Raw genomic sequence first — 17,149 nt, forward strand, 5'->3', positions numbered from 1 at the left:
TCCTTCGTTCTCTAGAGTCCGGTGCTTTCAGAGAATGCATTGCCTGTTCGATCGATCCTGCCGTTCAGTGCCGTCACGGCTTCTTCCCTGTCATTGAAAAGGTTGTGAACGCCGATTGCACTCAAAACGCCGGCGCGATCGAGAATGCCCCTGCTCTCCTCGCCGAGATCTGCAATCGCGAAAGTGATATTTCGCTCCGCCAGGGTTCCGACGACAGAATCCAGTGCTGCGGCGCCCGTGCTATCGATATGCGTGATGGCGCTGCCATCGAGAAGAAGGCATCTGGTTCCGGCGGGGAGTTCCTTTGCGACCGTCGTCAATCGCATGCGGATATAGTCTGCGTTGAAAAACAGGATACTGCCGTGAACCGTGAAGACGGCGATGCCGTCGATCGGGTGCGCTTCGGGAAAGCGGGCAAGATCGAAGAGACCGTCACGCCCTTCCAGGCGACCAAGAAAACCGTCGCGCGGAAACATGATCTTGCGGATCAGGTAGGCAAGGTTTGCTGCGACGGCGACAATCACGCCATTGAGAACACCGAAACTGATGGCCCCCGCCATGGCGATCAGCGCAAAGACGAATTCCATACGGCTGATCCGCCAGATCTTACGGAGCTCCTGGACATCGATAAGGCTGATTGCAGCGCTCGCCAGAATTGCTGCGAGCGCCGGAAGCGGCAGGATTCGCAAAGCGCTGTGCAGGAAGACAAGCGCGGCGATCAGCGTGGCCGCCGAGACCAGACCTGCCGCTTGCGAGACGCCGCCTGCCGAGAGGTTGATCGCAGTTCGGGAGTCCGACATGCTGATGGGGAAGGAGCCGAACAAGCCCGGCGCAATGTTTGCAGCGCCAAGGCCGATCAGTTCCTGATTTGCGTCGACCTCCTCGCCGGTCCGCGACCCAAAACTTCGCGCGGTTACGATGCCGGCACCGAAACTCACCAGAAAGATAGCGGCAGAGCCGAGCACGATCTGGTCCCAAGGCATCTCGTAGAGTGCCGGCAATGAAAACTTTGGCAGCCCGGTGGGAACGTCACCGACGGCGGCGATGCCATGTCCTTTGAAATCGAAGACAGCGGAGAGAATGACTGATATCACGACCACCAACACGGGGCCGGGGATATTGAAGGGCAATGCCCGCACGCCCCAGAGCAACGCGAACATCAGCAGGCCGAAGAGCAGTGACGGCCAGTGGATCGAGGCGCTCTTTGCCAGAATTTCGACGAGGGGAGGGATCAATCCATCGGATTCGATCTTCACTCCCGTGAAACGGCTAATCTGTCCAATGAGGATGGAGAGCGACACGCCAGCGAAAAAGCCAACCAGGATGGGACGAGAGAGAAAGCTTGCCAACACACCGAGCCTGAGCAGGTTCGCAACAATGCAAAAGATACCGACGCCGACAGCAAGCGCTGACGCGATTGTAACCCGATCGATGTTGGCGGTAGCGGGTTCAGCCGCAATGATGATGCCCATCGCAGCAGCAAGCACGGTCATGGTAGCAGCGTCGGGGCCGACGACCAGCAGCCGGGAGGGACCGAAGATCGCGTAGGCAATCGGCCCAACTATGCTCGCATAGATGCCGGTTTCCGGCGGCAAGCCGGCAATTGCCGGATAGGCGATGGCGCTCGGCAAGCCCACCGCGGCGATCGACAGCCCGGCCGGTATATCCTTGCGAAGCCAGTCTCGATTGAAACCGGCTAAGCCCCGCAACATCGGAAGACTGCCTATCACCGCGGGTCCCTACCAATTTATCATTGCTCTCCTGCAACAACATCGCCAGGCCGTCGGAACTTGCCGTTGTTTTCGAGCAGTTGATCGACCTTCGATAATAGACCCGCTTTGGCCCAAAGGCCCGTAGCATCGCGTAACCTCTATCGAGATCTTGGAAGCGGAGGCCCTCGGCAAGGCGACCCAAAATCGCCAACGCCATCAATCGCTTGGAGAAGGCGACCTTTCTCCGGCTTAGGATCTGTCAGGTTCCAAATCGAAATGCCGACTAACCGTAGGATCGCGTAAGTTACGCCTCCCGTCACTGCAGGCATTTTATAATGGCATCGTCTGCTTAACGCGTTTCGATGGCGGTGGGGGATGAACTCGGGAGGCAATTCGACACATCTGTCCGTTCTAGAGACGGTCGAGGCGCACTTCCCCGACCAGAAGAGGCTGGTGCAGCGGCTTTTTTATGTGAACGAGGCCTTCCACAGCATGTGCGAAGACCTCGCGGCCGCAATTGACGCCCTGGCCCATGTCGAACGCTTACCGGACAACCTGCGAGAGATGCGGCGGCAAGAATATGCCGCCCTGGTCGACGCCCTGTTGAAGGAAATGAGAGAGGCGCTCGCCCAGTCGAAAATCGTGATGCTCAAGCCACCGGACGCACGACCAAAGTCACCATGAGGCAAGCATCAAAGCAATTGGTTCTGATCCAGAGGAGGTCAATGCGCAATGAAAGCAATTTCTCGCAGGCTGCTCGCCGGACTGTCAGCCTTTACAATCATATCATTACAGCCGGCGCTCGCCGTGCGCGCCCAGGAGCCGGCGGCGGCTGCAGCTGCCGCAACGGCGAATGCGGACCAGACCGATACAACGATACTTTCCGACGACGATCTCGAGATTCTGGTCGCGCGGATCGCGCTTTACCCTGACGATCTGGTTGCGGCGATCTCGGCTGCTTCCCTTTTTCCGCTGCAGATCGTCGAGGCCCAGCGTTATCTCGAGGCGAAGAAGAAGGACAGCAAGCTCAAGCCGAAAAGTGACTGGGACGGCAGCGTCATCTCGCTTCTGAACTATCCGGATGTCGTCAAGATGATGAGTGAGGATCTCGATTGGACGCAGTCGCTTGCCGACGCACTCACCAATCAGCAAAAGGACGTACTTATCGCCATTCAGCAACTCCGAGACGAGGCGGTGGCGAAAAACATCATCAAGACGGACGACAAGGTGACTGTTGTCAACGAGAACGACAATATTATCATTCGTCCGACCAATCCCGAAAAGATCTACATCCCGCAATATGCGCCTGAGATGCTCTACGAGCCGAACTATGCGCCTGCTCCGATCTCCTACTATCCCGATTCCTACGACAATTATTACTATCCAGGGGCCGGGTTCTTCGCTGCGGCCGTCACGGGCGTTGCCTGGGCGGCAGCCGTCAACTGGAACAATTGGGGCGTATGGGGCGGCAATTGGCGCGGAGACGTTGATGTCGACTGCAACAATTGCTTCAACAATCGCAACTTCAACGGCAAGGTCAAGTGGAACGACATCGACTGGAAGAACGTCGATCGGAGCAAGCTTTCGATCGGTCGCGATCAACTCGCCAACATTGACCGCTCGGCAATCAGAAACGGGCTACAGGGCGATAATCGTAATCAGCTGAGTAACAGAGCGAACGACCTGCGGGCGAACCGCGGCACGGGAGCGGGGAACGTCCGGGGCCGTGCTGACGATATCAGGCGGAATACATCCCAGGGGCTGAGAGCGAATGCGGCAAACAGGCCGGGAGATGGCATCAATCGAGCGAATGCGTCGCGACCTGAGGCCCGCGGCAACAGGTCTGGTAACCGCGCCGCTGCGAGACCGGCCAACCGCGCGGGAAATGTCGCCGCAGCGAGAGGGAACAAATCCAGGATGGCGGCGCGCCCCGACAACCGGGGCCGGACGAGTGCGCTTGGAAACTTCCAATCCGGCGGCCGCCGCGAAGCTATAGCCTCGAGGCGGGGTGGGCAAAGCATGGGTGGCGGATTCCGCGGTGGCGGTCGCTCCATGTCGCGTCCGGCTCATCGTCCTCAGATGAGTCGTGGTGGCGGAGGTCGCGGCGGTGGTGGCTTCCGCGGTGGTGGAGGTCGTGGCGGCGGCGGTCGTCGGCGGTAAGTGTTTTCCCTTCCAGATTATCGGAGTTACATCATGAGACTTCAATCTACGGTGCTCCCACTCATGCTCGCCACCGCACTCTGCGTGGCTTCCGCGACCCCGTCGTTCTCCCAGGGCAAGACCGATCTTGCTGAATTCGTGGGAACAAGCCCGCCGCCGTCGTTCGACACGCCCGAGCAGGCGGTCGATCGGCTGAAGTCGGTGCTCTCCTCGGACGACATCGGCGGACTTGCAAATCTTCTCGGCTTGAAGGCCGACAAACTACAGGCGAGCGATGATGCGATGATCGCCTATCACCTGATCCGCGAGGGAGCCACACGGCAGGTCGTCCTGCAGGATTTGGGGGACCGGAAAGTCGTTGCGATCGGAGATAAGCTCTGGCCCCTGCCTTTCCCGCTTGCCAAGAGCAAGGACGGAAAATGGTCATTCGACACACGCGATGGCCTGCAGGAAATCGTCAACCGTCGGATCGGGGAGAACGAACTCGCAACCATTCAGACCATGCGAGACTATGTCGTGGCCCAACACCAGTATGCCTCCGAGGATCCTGACGGCGATGGCATCTATGAGTATGCCCAGAAGCTGATCAGCACGCCCGGCAAGCGGGACGGCTTGTACTGGGAACCCGGCCCCGACGGCGACGACAGCCCGGCGAGCGCCCTGATCGAGACGGCGGCCTTCGGCACGGCCAAGCGAGGCGGCGGATATTACGGATACCGCTATCGCATCCTGACGGGACAGGGAGCCAATGTGCTTGGTGGCAAGCAGAGTTATATCGTCAATGGACATATGACGGCCGGCTTTGCCCTGATTGCCTGGCCGGTCACATATCGGGTGACCGGTGTGCAGACCTTTATCGTCAACGGCGTGAGCCCCATCTACCAACGCGATCTTGGGCCGCAGACCACAGAGCGAGCAGCAGCGATAAAGGAGTTCAATCCCGACTCCAACTGGACCATTGTTCAGGACTAGCATGGACCGCCGATGTCGTGCCTCAGGAACGTCATCGGCGGGACCGTCGTACTTTGCCAAGGCAGTGCGGGATTCGATCGTCAGCTATATAAATCGTCCGCCGGCTAGGGCGGACGCGTGACATCTTGATTGTGTTTGAATGATCACTCGACGGGTGGTTCCCACGTCAGGAAAAACCCGACATCTCCCGGCATGCCTTCCGGGAAATTGATGATCGTGGCTTTCAGTCCGTAGCCCTGAGGTTTGGCCACCTCTTCAAAAAGTTCAAACAGTTCCTTTGCCTTTCCCTGGAGCGTGTCCGGCCAACCGGGAATGCTATTGTTGATGGCGCGGCCGCTATCAGTGCAGAAGCTCGAAGGGAAGCTGTAGATCATAGCCTCGTACTTTCCGTCGGCAGCGGCCTTCATGACCAGCCGCTTGATAACGGCGCGCTCGGCGTCACCGATATTTTTGCGGAAAAAGTCCTCAACGAATTCCGCGTGCTTCTTTGCCTCGCGCTCCTTGATTCTGTCATTGCGCTCCATCTCGGCAAGTTGAAGCTCAAGGGCACGTTTGCGCAAATCTTCCGCGCTGTTCATTGTCTGGGGTGTGGACGTCTCGGTTGATGTCATCGCCATGGCCTCCAAAATTTAAAACCATGATAGGTCCGATGAGAGGACGGAGGCAGTAAGATACGCCTCCGTAGAGGTAAAATACGGTATATTACTGAAGCTGGCCAATTCTAGTTGGTTGCTTTCGAAGCCTCCGCGATACGCCAGAACGGCCGCTTGACCTCCACCAGCGGTCGCCGCGGATCTCCTGCCTTAAGACGATCACGCAACAGGGCCACCAGATCTTCACGCACTGCCGGATCGGAATTGAAGTAGGCATGTCCGAAAAATCCGGCCTGTCCCTTGTATTCGATGAAGTCGGCAATGCCAGCGATCTGCGAATTCTCCCAGAGTGCATTCGAGCCGTTGATATCAGTCGTCATGTTGGTGCTGGTCAGCCGCCCGAGCCTGACGACGCTGCCAAAGAGAAAGCTCGATAGCGCGATCGCTTTGTCGTTCGGCGAGGAATACACGGTCAGATGTAGAGAACCTGTCGGCGGAAAGGCGCCGGAAGGTTTCGGCCGCGATCCAAAGGGAATATCCGGATCGGAGACGACACCGAACAGTTTGGTCACGGCCACATCCAGGTCGATATCGGGCGCGAAAAGAACGACATTGGCGATCTTGTAGCGCTGCGCCGGCGAGGAGCGGGCGACATAGGCTTCAATACCAAGCTGCTGGATGGCCGAGAGAAGGACATCGGTTCCACGACTGTGGGCGAGAAGATGAACATGCTCCACGCCTGGCGTTTCAGAAATGATGCGGATGGCTTTTTTGATATCCGCTACCGCGAATTCTCCGGACTCCCGGTCGATGTTGTATCCCTGGAAAACGCCACCCGAGCCGCCGGCAGGCCATGTCATGGCAACGCAGACGAAATCCATCGAAAGCGTCTCGCATATCTTGCCGGTCGATTCCGCCGCATCGTTGAAGGTGTTGTTGTAGCCGTGGATGAAAATGACGACTTCCTTGCGTTTCGCCAGGGACAGCCGTCTGCTGATCTCTCCTTTGAGCGCAGCGGCCGCTCTTTCGTGCGCTTTGACAGTCGCCGGCAATCGCTCCGGACCCTTGGCCGTCGCCTGGATGGCGTAGGGCGTCTGCGGGAACGCGCCGATCCTGGTCGTCGCGACAATCTTCAGCGGCGCGTCACTGGTGTCCGCCGGCCGACCTGAGGCCGTTGGGGGAAAGGCAAGCGAGACTGAACCGAAGCTTAGCGCCCGATCTCTGCCTGGACCATAGGAAAGCGCTCGGGTGCTGGAGACAACAGGCGCCCGATCTGTCACGTAGAGGACATCGAAATTTCTGGCTTTCGCTGTTGTCGTGGAGGCGATGGCGGTCTTTGCGCCTGATCCCGCATCCGCCATGCCAGCCGATTTGCCGTTGGCACAGGCCGAGAGAACGACGAGGAAAAGCAGCGTCAGGCAGGCCGTCGCATGTTCGCAAAGGCGTCGCACCCCGTTCCCGGGCCGCGCCGATATCATCGATGAACAAGCGATCTCGATATCCCCTCGCCAAAGGTTCCGTCCCCTCCGCTGTGATCGCGGAGGCTGCAGTTACCCAAACTGCGGCGATCAACCATAGCGCAGAATGGAGCTCATGGCTTCATATATTTCGAATCGCTTTATTACCTTGAGTTGTGCAGATGCGAAATGCCCGCACGTAAGGCCAATATCCAGGAGAAGCTTTCGGACCTAGTGCACTTCCTTCTGTTTCGCGGATGACCCGATGCGCTTCACTTTTTCGCGGAGCCACTGGAAGATCACGTAAAGGATGGGGATCAGGAAGATGCCGACCAACGACGCCCCGACCATGCCGCCGAACACGGCCGTACCGACGCCACGGCGGCTGAGCATGCCCGCGCCTTCGGCAATCACCAGCGGTATGAGTCCCGCGATGAAGGCGAAGCTCGTCATCATCACAGCGCGGAACCGCTCCCTTGCTCCCTCGACCGCGGCCTCGGAAATACTCAGACCGTGCTCGCGACGCATCATGGCGAACTCGACGATCAAGATGCCGTTCTTTGCGGCAAGTGCAATCAGGACCACGAGACCGATCTGGGCATAGATGTTGTTGTCAAGGCCCGCGAGCTTCAACGCCAGCATGGCGCCTGCAATACCCGCCGAAACCGAGAGCAGCACTGCTACCGGGATCGTCCAGCTTTCATAGAGCCCCACCAGGAAGAGATAGGCGAATAGGACTGCAAGGCCGAGGATGATCGCCGTTTTGCCGCTCGCTTCGATTTCCTGAAGTGCCGTGCCCGTCCATTCGTAGCTGTAGCCCGGCGGAAGCGTCTTGGCGGAGACCTGCTCCATTGCGGCAATCGCCTCGCCGGAGCTGCGGCCAGGCGCCGGGCCGCCGTTGATCGTGGCGCTGGCGTAGTTGTTGTAGCGCACGATGAGCTGTGGCCCAAGGATCAGACGAGCGTTGGCAAAGGCCTTTATGGGCACCATATCACCGTTGCTGTTACGGACGTTGATACGGTAGATGTCGTCTATTCGCGCCCGGTTGCTGGCCTCGCCCTGAACGGTGACCTGCCATGTACGGCCGAACAGGTTGAAGTCGTTGACATAGATACTGCCGAGGATCGCCTGGAGCGCGTTGAAGACGTCGGAAACCTGAATGCCCAACGTCTGCACCTTTTCGCGGTCGATATCGAGGTAGAGCTGCGGCGTGTTGGCGCTGAAGGTCGTGTAGACACGGTTGAGAACCGGGTTCTGGTTGGCCGCGAAAACGAGGCCGCGCGCAGCTTGTGCAACCTCAGCCGGATTGCTGCCAGTAAGGCTCAAAAGCTGGTATTCGAAGCCGCTTCCGGTTCCGAGCCCGATAATCGGCGGCAAATTGTAGACGATGACGTTGGCTTCGGAGAGAGATCGAAACTCGTCGCCAAGCTTGGAGATCAGGCCATCCACTGAGAGCTCGGGTTTGGTTCGATCGGCGAAGGGCTTGAGCGTCAGCACCATCATGGCGGCATTCGACTTTACCTGTGCATCGAGCAGACTGTAGCCGACGACCGACATGACGCCCTGAACACCTTCTGTCTTGCGCACGATGTCCTCGACCTTCTTGGTGACGGCATCCGTGCGGTTGACCGACGCACCTTCCGGCAGAATGATTTCGCCAAAGATGGCGCCCTGATCCTCGGATGGAAGGAAGCCAGTCGGGGTTGTCTTGAACAACCAACCGGTAGCAAAGACAATTACGGCCAACAGGACCAGACCAAAGACGGCAATTCGCACCAGCCTGTGGACAATCGAGGCATAGCCATCGCGTGCGAGGTCGATGCCTTTCAACACATAGCGGATCGGGCCGCGCTTCGGGCCGTGGTGCGCCTTGAGCAACACGGCGCAAAGGGCGGGCGATAGGCTGAGGGCGTTGATCGCGGAAATGACCATCGACACCGAGACTGCAACGGCAAACTGGCGGAAGAGCTCGCCGGAGATGCCGGGAATGAAGGCGACCGGGACGAACACGGAGAGCAGAACGAGCGTGATCGCGATAATCGGAGCCGTGATCTCGGTCATGGCGCGTCGCGCCGCTTCTGCCGGCGTGATGGTCGGATCCTTCTCGAGATGAGCCTCGACCGCCTCAACCACGACGATGGCGTCGTCGACCACGATCCCGATGGCGAGCACGAGGGCGAGCAGCGAGACGGTATTGGCTGAAAAGCCCAATCCCATCATGACGGCGAACGTACCGATCAGCGATACCGGCACGGCGATCAGCGGAATGAGCGTCGCCCGGACACTGCCGAGGAAGAGATAGACGACGATCACGACGAGGACGAAGGCCTCGATCAGGGTCTTGACCACCTCATGGATGCTTTCCTCGACGAACTTCGTCGTGTCGTAAGTGATCGCGTAGCTGACCCCGTCGGGGAACGATGGCTTCAGCCTCTCAAGGAGCTGGCGGATCGCCTCGGCCGTCGCAATGGCGTTGCCGCCAGGCGCCTGGTAGATGCCGATGACGGCTGCCGAAGCGCCGTCCTGTCGACCGATCTGATCTGCGGCCTTCGGCCCGAGTTCGACGCGCGCCACGTCTCTTACCCGCACGAACGAGCCATCCGGCTGCGCCCTGATCACGACCGCGCCGAATTCCTCGGCGGACGTCAGGCGGCCCTTGGTCTGGATCGTGAGCTGGAATTGCTGGTCCGGCAGAGCCGGCTGCGCACCGATGCGGCCGATCGCCGCCTGGATGTTCTGGCTCTTCAGCGCGGCCACGACGTCATTCGGCGTCATGCCGAAATTCGCAAGGCGTTCCGGCGTGACCCAGACACGCATGCTGTAGTCCCATGGCGTCAGCAACGTCACATCGCCGACGCCCTTGATCCGCTTCAGGCCGTCGATGATGTTGATCGTCGCGTAATTCGACAGAAAGAGCTGGTCGTGCTCCGGCTTGGTGGATGTCAGCGCAATGAGCTGCATCAGCGCCGAAGACTTCTTCTTGACGTTGATGCCCTGAGCGCGTGCCTCCTGCGGCAGCTGTGCTTCTGCCAGACTGACGCGGTTCTGGACGTTGACGGTGTTGATGTCAGGGTCGGTTCCAACGGCGAAGCTGACCGTCAGCGTATAGCTGCCGTCATTGCCGCTCGTCGACTTCATATAGATCATGTTGTCGACGCCGACGACGCGCGACTCGATCGGCTGCGCGACGGTTTCCTGCACGACATCAGCGCTCGCACCGGGATAGGTGACCGTCACTGACACCTGGGGCGGTACGATGTCCGGGAATTGGGCAATCGGAATGACCTTGAGCGCCACAAGGCCTGCGATCGTTATGACGAGCGAGATGACAACGGCCAATCGCGGCCGATCGATGAAGACTTCTGAGAGCATTGCTTAGGACCCTGATTTGGCGACGACGGGCTCGACAGCCTGCCCCGGGCGAACCTTCTGTATGCCTTCTGTTACGACCATCTCCCCGGCAGACAGCCCCTTGGTGATGGAGACGTCACTGCCTTCCATCTGCCCCGGCTGGAGGTACCGCACCTCGATCTTCTTGTCCTTGTTGACGACAAGCACGTAGGGACCGGCCTGGTCGATCTGTATGGCCGACTGCGGGATCACCAGAGCGGACTGCGCCTGATCACCCTTGACCGTGACGTTGACAAGCTGACCGTCGACAAGCACTCGGTCCGGATTGGCGAAGCTTGCTCGCACAACCACCGTGTCCGTTCCCTGATTGACGCTCACGTCGACGAAGTCGATCTTCCCACCCTGGGGATAGGTCGTGCCGTCGGCAAGCTGCACATTCACCAGCGCGTCAGCGGCTGCTCCCTTGTATTTCTCGCGTATCCCCAGCATCTCACGCTGTGAAACCGTGAAATTCACGTAGATTGGGTCCTGGCTGACGATCGTTGCGAGTACATTGCTCGAAGGCCCGATGAAGTTTCCGACCGAATATGCAGCACGGCCGATCCGCCCAGCAATCGGCGCCGAAATATCCGTGTAACCGAGATTGAGTTCGGCCTGCGCCAAGGCGGCTCGCAATTGTTCGGCGGTTCCCGCGGATCCCTGCTTCTTGGCGTTCGCCAGATCGAGTGCCTGCTGGGTCCCCGCATTCTTGGCGACAAGATCGGACTGCCGCTTGACCTCGATATCCGCGAGCGAGACCGATGCCTCAGCCGCCTCGAGATTTCCCTGGGCCTGCTCTACGGCCGCCTGAAATTGCCCCTTTTCCATCGAGAAGAGCAGATCGCCAGGCTTTACATCCTGTCCTTCCTTAAAGAGCGTCTTTTCGAGAAATCCGTCAACCCGCGCCCTGAGGTCGACCTTGTCGACAGCGACCACCCGTCCGGTGAACGAGGACGAAGGCCGGATATCCTTCTCGGTTACCAGCGCGACGGTGACAGTGGGCGGCGGTGGGGGTGCGGCGGTTGTTGCCGCTTCCTGGCAGAATGCGCTGGGGGCCAACATGACGGCGGCGGCCGCTGCGACGACAGACGATAGGCTGACGAGAACTCGCATGACTTCCCCCTCGGATAAGCCCGCATGTATGTGTTACCTTATATAACAAAGAGCCGAAACAAGGCCGTCCGCAAGTATGTTACGGTAACAAACGGCGTAAATTAATGTTCGGGAGACAGCGCCGCTCGCCGGGGAGCAATCAAAGGCGAGCTAGTGTCGGGATCAGCTCCCGAAGGCGGCGGGAACAGATTGCAGCTCAGCGAACGGTCGTGCTCATTGGCTCAACGTCGAGCCAAAGTCTCGACCCATTGCGCGCCGACCCAGGTGCCGGAAGCGACCAGACTACTAATGACATCGCGCAGGAGTTCGAAGACCTCGCGCGCAAGAGGAGCCATCATGGCGTCCTGGGTCGTTCCAATCGCGATGGTCGAGACCAGTGGTGGCCGGTCGATCCGGCGTGCGTCGATTTCGCCGCTGGCGACCTCCGCGGCGACCGCGGCATAAGTCAGGATCGTTGAACCGAAGCCGCGTTTGACCAGCACCTTGGTCATGGCGACGCTGTCGACTTCCTGGACGAGCGTGAGCCTGACGCCGCGCCGCGCGGCCTCCTGCTCGATGAAGCGGCGATTGCTGTGGGGCAGGCTCGGCAGGATCAGCGGCGTCTCCGCAATCTCGCGCCATCGGATCGTCCCCAACTCGTCGCGAGGCCCACCTTTTCCGGGCCCGGCCACCACCATGTTTTCATTTATGACCGTATGGAGATTAAGGCCCGGCAGCATTGTCGGATTATGAAGTACCGCAATATCCAGGCGGCGACCGAGAAGCCACTCTTCGAGCGAAGAGCTGACGCCTTCCTTCAGATGAAGGGTCGCATGCGGCCGGCGTGCACGGAACCTTGAAACGATCTCCGGCGCGATCAACAGGCCGGCTGCAGGCGGCAGGCCGAGAACGACATGTCCGACCATAGCCTCCGATGCGTCCCGGATATGATCGGGAAGCTGCCGCAAGTGGCCCAGGATGGATTCGGCGCGTTCGAGCAACAGTGTACCGGCCGCGGTTGGGCGGACCCCACGCCCGTGGCGCAGCAGCAGCGCGGTGCCAAGCTCTTCCTCGAGCTTCTGCATCTGCCGGCTTAGGGCGGGCTGCGCGACGTTCAACTCCATCGAAGCCCGGCTAAAACTTCCTGCCCGCACCACTTGCACGAAATATCGCAACTCGCGAATATCGATCATGTTCCCTCGCGAATGCTCAGTCGCCGCATTGTATAAAGGCTGCAAGGCCACAACGACAACAGTCTAGGTCAGGAGCATTCGTCCGGTCTTCATTTCAAAGGTCGTCTATAGCCTCTGTACAGGTTAGTTACCTCAGCGCTCCATTGCCCGCATGCCAGAAGCCTGTTTTCCATGAGGTAGGTGAGCGGGATGCCGCCTTCTATCAGCGCCCAGATATCGGAGCCGTTCGTCGCTTCGACGCTCGATCGCAACAGCATGTAGCCCGACACCTCTTCCACTTCGGCAACAAGCCCCGCGATCGCTGCCGAAAGCATGGTTTCGTCTTTTGCCCCCAGCGCCGGAAAGCGTGCGACGATCAGATGGTCGACGTTGGCGGCATCAGGCATGTTCTTCTGTGCCGAGGTCAGAATATCGCCTCTGACCTGCCCTCGGCCCGGTCCCTCACATTTGGCAAGCATACGGCGGCTCCATGGCGTGGAATTCGCGCCGGATACAGCCTTGTACTCCGCAGATTCCAGGGCAGCGAGTGAAGTAAGCTCATAGCGTGCGAGCCAGCGCGGGGCGCCGGCAATGCACTCCCAGCGGGAAGCACTCAAGAATCCCGGCAAGCCGAGCCGCTGCGGCACGTGTTCGGTGTCGTACCAGTCGTGGAACTCCTCCTCGTATTGAGAAGGAGGTTCCATCATGGCAAGCATCACGGCGGTCGGACTTGCCTCAGTCACGCTGCTTTGTTCCCTGCAAAGAAGCCTGGATGAGAGTGAGTAAACCGCTCACCACGCACAGGAGGGCGAGGAACCCGAGGCCGGCGGAATAGCTGTTGCTAACGGTCTTCAGCCAGCCGACCACGTACGGCCCGACAAAACCGGCAAGGCCGGCAAGCGAGGTAATGACCGCGATGCCTGCCGCTGCCAGGCTGGGCGGCAACCGCTCAGTCGCCAGCGCAAAGAACGGACCCTTGACGCCGTAAAGGCCAAGCGCCGAGACGGAAAGAAAGGCCACGGTCAAGGCAGGCGATACCGTCAACAGGCAAAGGCCAAGACCAAGCGCCGAGACGAAGGAGGCAATGGCCGTATGCCACACACGTTCCTTGCGGATATCGGAACTCCAACCCCAAACGATGGTGGCAACGCAGCCAAAAGCAAACGGCACGGCGCCCATAAGCCCGGTTTCGAACGTGGTGAGCCCGAGGCCCTTCAGGATCAGCGGTAGCCATAGGCTCAACCCGTAGCTGCCGGCGGTTACGCCGAAAAAGATGGCGCCGTAGCAGAGCAGATTGACGTCCTTCAGCAGCTGCCATTTGGAAATCTTCACGCCGGACTGCACCTGCACTTTTTCCTGTGCAAGTCGGTTTTGCAGCCAGGCCTGCTGTTCCCTGGAGAGCCAGGGTGCATTTGCCGGCGTATCGGACAGCAGCCGGTAGCACATCAGGCCGATCACGATCGCGGGAACGCTTTCGATAAGATACATCCACTGCCAGCCGCGAAGACCGAGGGCGCCATCAAGCGCCAGCAGCCAACTCGAGACCGGAGCTCCGATGAAGCCGGAAAGCGGAATGGCCATCATGAAAAGCGCCATGTCCTGCGCCTTGTAACGCTTGGGAAACCAGAGCGACATGAAATAGATGACACCCGGGAAGAGACCGGCCTCGGCAGCGCCGAGGAGGAAGCGAACGATCTCAAAACTGACCGGACCGCGTATCGCCACCATGGCCATGGAAACGAGCCCGATCGTGATCAGGATACGGCTCACCCAAATGCGCGCGCCCACCTTCTCAAGCACTAGGTTGCTCGGCAATTCGAAAAGGAAATAACCCCAGAAGAAGACACCCGCGCCGAGAGCGAAATCTGTTGGCGACAGACCAAGATCGCTGTTCGCCGTCAGGGCCGCAAAGCCCACATTGACGCGATCGAGATAGGCGACGAGAAAGCCGAGCACGAGAACGGGCAGGAAGCGCCGGCGAACGAGACGCATCGTCGATGCCTCCAGCGCATCGTCTGCAGTGCTTATGAGGGGTGGTGCTACCGGCTTGCCGACAGAAGTATCAGTCATATTTCCTCTCCCAGGTATTTGATCGAAGTTCGCTGGACAGCGTCATTCATCGAAATCATGTGGTTGGCCGTCCGGCACGCCTATCTCGAAGGCGTTCAGCGTCATCGCTACGAAGGTGTAGTATCCGATTATCCCGACGAGCTCCGCCAACCCCCTTTCGCCGAAGAGTTCGAGCGCGGCTGCGTGAAGGGTGTCCGACACGAAATGCGTGTCATGGAGCGCATAGGCGTAGTCGTAGACGAGCTGGTCACGTGCGGAAGCGAAGAACGGCGTCTGACGCAGGCGGATCGCCTCGACGATGAATTCCTCGAGCCCCGCTTCCAGCGCCTTGATCTTGTGCGCATTCCATTCGTAGCGCGAGCTCCAGAACCGGGCCGTAACGAGGATGGCGAGCTCGGAAAGACGTGGTTCCAGGCTCGTGTCATATCGAACGAATTCGCCGAGACGCTGCGCCCTGGCGCCCATTTCCGGACTATGCAGCCAGGCACGCAGCGGCGCGGGCAGATGCCCACGCTTTCCGCCGATTGCCTCTTCGGCGACAAGGCGCTGCTCGTCCGTCATGTCTTCGGGCTTCAAATCTTTCAGGCGCATGTCATCCTCCATTATCGGACGCAACCGCGTCGTCGTATCGGCGCTCGCCGCCGTCATCAGGGTCCGGTTGATCGAGCAGGACCGTCAGGAGCCTGTTGAACTCCTCGGACCTCTCGACGTTGGGCAGATGCCCCGCTTGCGCAATTTCATGAAACTCTGCCGGCGCCACGCGCTGTGCCATGAGCCGCATGGTCTCGGGGATGTTGGCGTCGCTTTCGCCGGCGAGCATCAGGGTCGAACATGTGATCCGACCGAGATCCTCCTGAAAATCATAGGATTGGAGCGCTCGCGCGCAACGCACGAAGCCCGGGAGCGGCGTTGCCGCAACCATGGCTTCGATTTTCGCTATCGCGGGCATCTGATTGGCCTGCGAATTTTGCGTGAACCAGCGCGCAACGGTTGCCTTTGCCAGCGCTGCCATGCCGCTCGCTTCGGCCATATCGATCCGCTCCTGCCACCGTGCAGCCCCAGCGACCGGCGACGAGGCCTGGCAATCGCAAATCGCAAGACTGTTGACCCGCTCCGGATAGCGCGCTGCAAATCGAAGCGCGGTAACGCCGCCCATAGAGATACCGACAAGCGCAGCATGATCTATGCCGATCTCATCGAACAGGGCGATGGTATCGTCGACCAGTTGGTCGAAAGTGCAGTCGGCAGACGGGACCGACGTTCCGCCATGTCCTCGCTGGTCGTAGCGCAGGATGCGAAACCGGTCGGAAAAGGCCGCAACCTGGGCATCCCACAAGCTCAGGTCGGTCATCAGAGAATTGCTGAAGACGAGCCATGGCCCGGCCTCACTGCCTTCGATACGGCAGCGAAAGCGAATGCCGTTTACTGTGATGAAGCGGTCGGCGATTTGGTCGATTGAAGAACTCGTAATGCTCATTCCGGATTGCCGCCTGTCGGGCTACGTTGCAGTCCACCGGCCGGACTTTCTTCAAGAGAGGCGAGAAAGCGTCGCGTCTCCGCGACGAGCTCGCCTGGTGCCTGCACCGGCATCAGATGGCCGCTTAAGACCTCCGCGAATTCGCCACGGGGCAATCGGTTGCAGATATCGAGCATCTCCGATTTGGGCCGCAGCACATCGTGAGCCCCGGCCAGTACGAGACATGGTGCCGTGATCCGATCCAGCTGACTTGTCAGCTTCGCCTCGGTGAGGGCTCGGTTGGCGTGACCATAGGCAACAGGATCATTGGCGAGAAAGCGAGCCAGATAGGTCTGGTAAGCCTTTTCGTCCTCTCTGAAAGACTGAGGATAGGACCGCTCCAGAGTCGCATCCGCGATCGCGCGCATGCCCTTTTCTTCCGCCATTGCCGAGCGCTGCATGAGATAGACTTGTCGCTCTGGCACGGTCCCAAGCGCCGGAGAACAAAGGATCAGAGCCTCGACCAGATCAGGATTTGCAATTGCCAGCGACGCGGCAATCGCCGCGCCGGCGGCGACGCCCAATAGTCGATAGGGCGGCTTGAGACCAAGCACATCCGTCAATGCCAGGAGATCGGCGACATGATCCGTCAACGTGAAGGAAGCACGCGGCTTTTCGGAGAAACCGGCGCCCCGCTGATCGTAGCGAAGGATGCGATTGCCATCCTCCAGTCCGTCGATGCACGCGTCAAAGCTCTCGAGGCTTCCCCCGAGCTCGTGCAGGAGTATCAGGCTGTTCGGCCCCTGGCCGGACAATTCATATCGGATGGAAATTCCAGGCAAATCCGCCCAAGTCATTTGGCTCTCTTCACCACGAACAGAATTGTCCTCGGTGGCGCGCCGTTGACGGCCACTGGTGTAAGACCAATCCTCGTTCGAGTTATTTAGACAATTCAACAACATCGAGTGCGAGCGACCAATAAACGAAGTCACTGCCTGCAACCAGAACCTTTGGTTGATCGCCGCCTATGCCGCTCCGGCATATCTCGGCCTGACAAATGCGAATTGCGATACTG

The 17,149-nt window shown here is 59.5% G+C and carries 14 protein-coding genes; 3 read left to right on the forward strand and 11 right to left on the reverse strand.

Annotated features, from left to right (window positions below; genetic code table 11):
- Nucleotides 1–11: 11 nt before the first annotated feature.
- A complete protein-coding gene (locus EV561_RS17660; RefSeq protein ID WP_132523602.1) occupies nt 12–1,730 on the reverse strand; it encodes a SulP family inorganic anion transporter in 1,719 nt (572 codons plus the stop codon).
- Nucleotides 1,731–2,087: 357 nt separating this feature from the next.
- On the opposite strand from EV561_RS17660, the gene EV561_RS17665 reads away from it, so the two are divergent.
- From EV561_RS17665 to EV561_RS17675, 3 genes are read left to right on the forward strand one after another with little or no spacing between them, the layout of a single operon-like run.
- The gene (locus EV561_RS17665; protein WP_132523603.1) at nt 2,088–2,396 is read left to right on the forward strand and encodes a hypothetical protein; all 309 of its coding nucleotides are present in this window, start codon (nt 2,088–2,090) and stop codon (nt 2,394–2,396) included.
- A gap of 48 nt (nt 2,397–2,444) precedes the next feature.
- Entirely contained in the window at nt 2,445–3,872 is a 1,428-nt protein-coding gene (locus EV561_RS17670; RefSeq protein ID WP_132523604.1) for a DUF3300 domain-containing protein, read from the forward strand.
- Nucleotides 3,873–3,905: 33 nt separating this feature from the next.
- Nucleotides 3,906–4,844, forward strand: coding sequence for a DUF2950 family protein (locus tag EV561_RS17675; protein WP_132523605.1), 939 nt, complete (start codon nt 3,906–3,908; stop codon nt 4,842–4,844).
- Nucleotides 4,845–4,987: 143 nt separating this feature from the next.
- Here the strand turns inward: EV561_RS17675 and EV561_RS17680 are convergent, their stop codons facing one another.
- The 10 genes from EV561_RS17680 to EV561_RS17725 form a co-directional block, all read right to left on the reverse strand.
- Nucleotides 4,988–5,422: a hypothetical protein gene (locus EV561_RS17680; RefSeq protein WP_188080004.1), complete on the reverse strand. Its 435-nt coding sequence runs from the start codon at nt 5,420–5,422 to the stop codon at nt 4,988–4,990.
- A gap of 143 nt (nt 5,423–5,565) precedes the next feature.
- On the reverse strand, nt 5,566–6,888 hold the full coding sequence (locus EV561_RS17685; RefSeq protein WP_245512709.1) for an alpha/beta hydrolase: 1,323 nt from the start codon (nt 6,886–6,888) through the stop codon (nt 5,566–5,568).
- A gap of 237 nt (nt 6,889–7,125) precedes the next feature.
- Entirely contained in the window at nt 7,126–10,266 is a 3,141-nt protein-coding gene (locus EV561_RS17690) for a multidrug efflux RND transporter permease subunit (RefSeq protein ID WP_132523607.1), read from the reverse strand.
- Between the two features lie 3 nt (nt 10,267–10,269).
- Nucleotides 10,270–11,397, reverse strand: a complete 1,128-nt coding sequence (locus EV561_RS17695; RefSeq protein WP_132523608.1) for an efflux RND transporter periplasmic adaptor subunit — start codon at nt 11,395–11,397, stop codon at nt 10,270–10,272.
- Nucleotides 11,398–11,618: 221 nt separating this feature from the next.
- Complete coding sequence (locus EV561_RS17700) at nt 11,619–12,569, reverse strand: LysR family transcriptional regulator (protein WP_132523609.1); 951 nt, start codon at nt 12,567–12,569, stop codon at nt 11,619–11,621.
- An 89-nt stretch (nt 12,570–12,658) separates the two neighbouring features.
- On the reverse strand, nt 12,659–13,291 hold the full coding sequence (locus EV561_RS17705) for a DUF4286 family protein (RefSeq protein ID WP_132523610.1): 633 nt from the start codon (nt 13,289–13,291) through the stop codon (nt 12,659–12,661).
- On the reverse strand, nt 13,284–14,618 hold the full coding sequence (locus EV561_RS17710; RefSeq protein WP_132523611.1) for an MFS transporter: 1,335 nt from the start codon (nt 14,616–14,618) through the stop codon (nt 13,284–13,286). The genes EV561_RS17705 and EV561_RS17710 overlap by 8 nt, the downstream gene beginning before the upstream one ends.
- Nucleotides 14,619–14,660: 42 nt before the next feature.
- Nucleotides 14,661–15,209, reverse strand: coding sequence for a carboxymuconolactone decarboxylase family protein (locus EV561_RS17715; protein WP_132523612.1), 549 nt, complete (start codon nt 15,207–15,209; stop codon nt 14,661–14,663).
- Between the two features lies 1 nt (nt 15,210).
- On the reverse strand, nt 15,211–16,095 hold the full coding sequence (locus EV561_RS17720; protein WP_132523613.1) for an alpha/beta fold hydrolase: 885 nt from the start codon (nt 16,093–16,095) through the stop codon (nt 15,211–15,213).
- On the reverse strand, nt 16,092–16,931 hold the full coding sequence (locus tag EV561_RS17725) for an alpha/beta hydrolase (protein WP_165927840.1): 840 nt from the start codon (nt 16,929–16,931) through the stop codon (nt 16,092–16,094). Before EV561_RS17725 ends, EV561_RS17720 begins: the two co-directional genes overlap by 4 nt.
- Between the last annotated feature and the right edge of the window lie 218 nt (nt 16,932–17,149).

This window comes from Rhizobium sp. BK376, from assembly GCF_004341625.1.
In the GTDB taxonomy this organism is placed as follows: Bacteria; Pseudomonadota; Alphaproteobacteria; order Rhizobiales; family Rhizobiaceae; genus Rhizobium.